This window comes from Micromonospora phytophila (assembly GCF_023656545.1).
Taxonomy (GTDB): Bacteria; Actinomycetota; Actinomycetes; order Mycobacteriales; family Micromonosporaceae; genus Micromonospora; species Micromonospora phytophila.
Genome location: NZ_JAMOKF010000579.1, coordinates 1 through 1,858, shown reverse-complemented (window position 1 = coordinate 1,858; position 1,858 = coordinate 1). Strand labels below are relative to the sequence as shown.

2 protein-coding genes and 1 pseudogene are annotated in these 1,858 nt (G+C 77.6%); all 3 read right to left on the bottom strand.

Annotated elements, in window-relative coordinates; all coding sequences use genetic code 11:
• Positions 1-187: pseudogene (locus NCC78_RS31460) on the bottom strand (hypothetical protein); the annotation flags it as partial.
• Position 188: 1 nt separating this feature from the next.
• Complete coding sequence (locus tag NCC78_RS31455) at positions 189-518, bottom strand: YbaB/EbfC family nucleoid-associated protein (protein WP_250799069.1); 330 nt, start codon at positions 516-518, stop codon at positions 189-191.
• A gap of 133 nt (positions 519-651) precedes the next feature.
• Positions 652-1,851 (bottom strand): DNA polymerase III subunit delta', encoded by a 1,200-nt coding sequence (locus NCC78_RS31450; RefSeq protein ID WP_250799071.1) that lies wholly within the window; start codon positions 1,849-1,851, stop codon positions 652-654.
• Between the last annotated feature and the right edge of the window lie 7 nt (positions 1,852-1,858).

Here is a 1,858-nt window from a genome sequence, read left to right as displayed (position 1 = left end):
GGGCCCGGTCGCCGGTGGCGGCGGCCCACTGCCGGTGCAGGGCGCGGCCGATCTCGCCGGGCCGGCCGGCGGTGTCGGCGCCGAACGCGGCCTGCGGCGGGTCGCCGGCGGTGACCGTGCGGGACACCCCGGTCATGGTCTCGCTCGCCTCGTCCAGTCGGGCGGCGAGGGCGCGCAGGCTCTCCATCTCAGGCTCCCGCGAGCGGCCGGTAGGCGGCGAAGGTCTCGTTGTGCAGCTTCTCCCGCGCCCACTGCGCGGCATCGGCCGCCGCGGTGACCGCGGCCTGGACGGAACCGGCGACGTCCCGGGGGCTGCGGGTGTGCAGCGGGCCGAGGAAGCGGACGTCGGTGATCCGCCCCCCGGCGGTCACCACCACCTCGACCAGCCCGTCCGGCGACCGGACGGTCACCTCGACCGTCGACACCGCCTGGTCGAACTCGGCCTGGAGGGACTCGATCCGGCGGTAGCGCCGCACCGCCTCCTCGATCCAGGCCTCGTCGATCTCCCCCCGCGGCATCGGCGGACTCCTCCCGGGCGAAAACTCACTGAGCGTGCCGCCACCGTCACCACGGCACACCGGACCGTACCTCACGGCAATCGCGCGTGTCGATGGCTGTGGACAGCCGGTCCGGCGCACGGGACCGGCGAGGTCAGCCCTTCCAGAGCGAGAGCATCATCGCCTCGACGGCGATCCGGGGCTTGACGTTCGCCTCGATCGCCGCCCGACAGGCCAGCACGGCCTCCAGTCGGCGCAGCGACCCCTCGGCGTCCCACTTCTCCGCGCCGGCGGCGGCCAGCGCGGCGGTGTCGGTGTGCACCGGCGCGACGGGGGCCCGCAGCGCCATGGTGAGCGCGTCCCGGTAGAAGCCGGCCAGGTCGACCAGGGCCCGGTCCAGCGCGTCGCGCTGCGCGCGGGTGGCCCGCGACTTCTGCCGCTTCTCCAGGTCCTTGAGCTGCCCGGCGGCGCCGCGGATCGCGCCGGCCGCACCCCGCCCGGTGCCGCCCGCGCCGGGCGCCGTCTCCAGCGCCGCCCGCTCGGGGGCGTCGCTCTCCGCCACCGACGCCTCGGCCTCCGCCTCGGCCGCCTCGATCAGCGTGGACGCCGCGTCGAAGGCGGCGCCGACGCCGGTCAGCCGGCGGGGCACCGCCAGCACCGACTCCCGGCGCCCGCGCGCCTCCGGGTCGCGGGCCAGCCGCCGGGCCCGTCCCACGTGACCCTGCGCGGCCGCCGCCGCCCACTGCGCCATGTCGGGCGCGACGCCGTCCCGGCGGACCAGCTCCTCGGCCACCGCGGCGGCCGGCGGCTGCCGCAGCGGTACGACCCGGCAGCGCGACCGGATGGTCACCGAGATGTCGTCGGGGTGGGTGGACGGGGCGCAGAGCAGGAAGACCGTCCGCGGCGGAGGCTCCTCGACCGCCTTGAGCAGCGCGTTGCCGGCCGCCTCGGTGAGCCGGTCGGCATCCTCGATGACCACCACCTGCCAGCGCCCGCCGGACGGGGTGCTCGCGGCGCGCAGCACCAGCGCGCGCATCTCGTTGACGCCGATGGAGAGCCCCTCCGGCGCCACCAGCCGGACGTCGGCGTGGGTGCCGGTCATGGTGGTGTGGCAGCCGGGGCACGTCCCGCAGCCGGTGCCGTGCACGCACTGCAGGGCGGCGGCGAAGGCGCGCGCCGCCACCGACCGGCCGGACCCGGGCGGGCCGGTGAAGATCCAGGCGTGCGTCATCCCCGCTCCCGGGTCGACCGACGACCCGCCGTCACCGGCCGGGTCCGCCCCGGCCCCGAGCCCGCCGGCCTCGTCCGCGAGAGCGTCCCACTCGTCCTCGCCCGGCCCGTCGACGTCGGGCAGGCCGGTC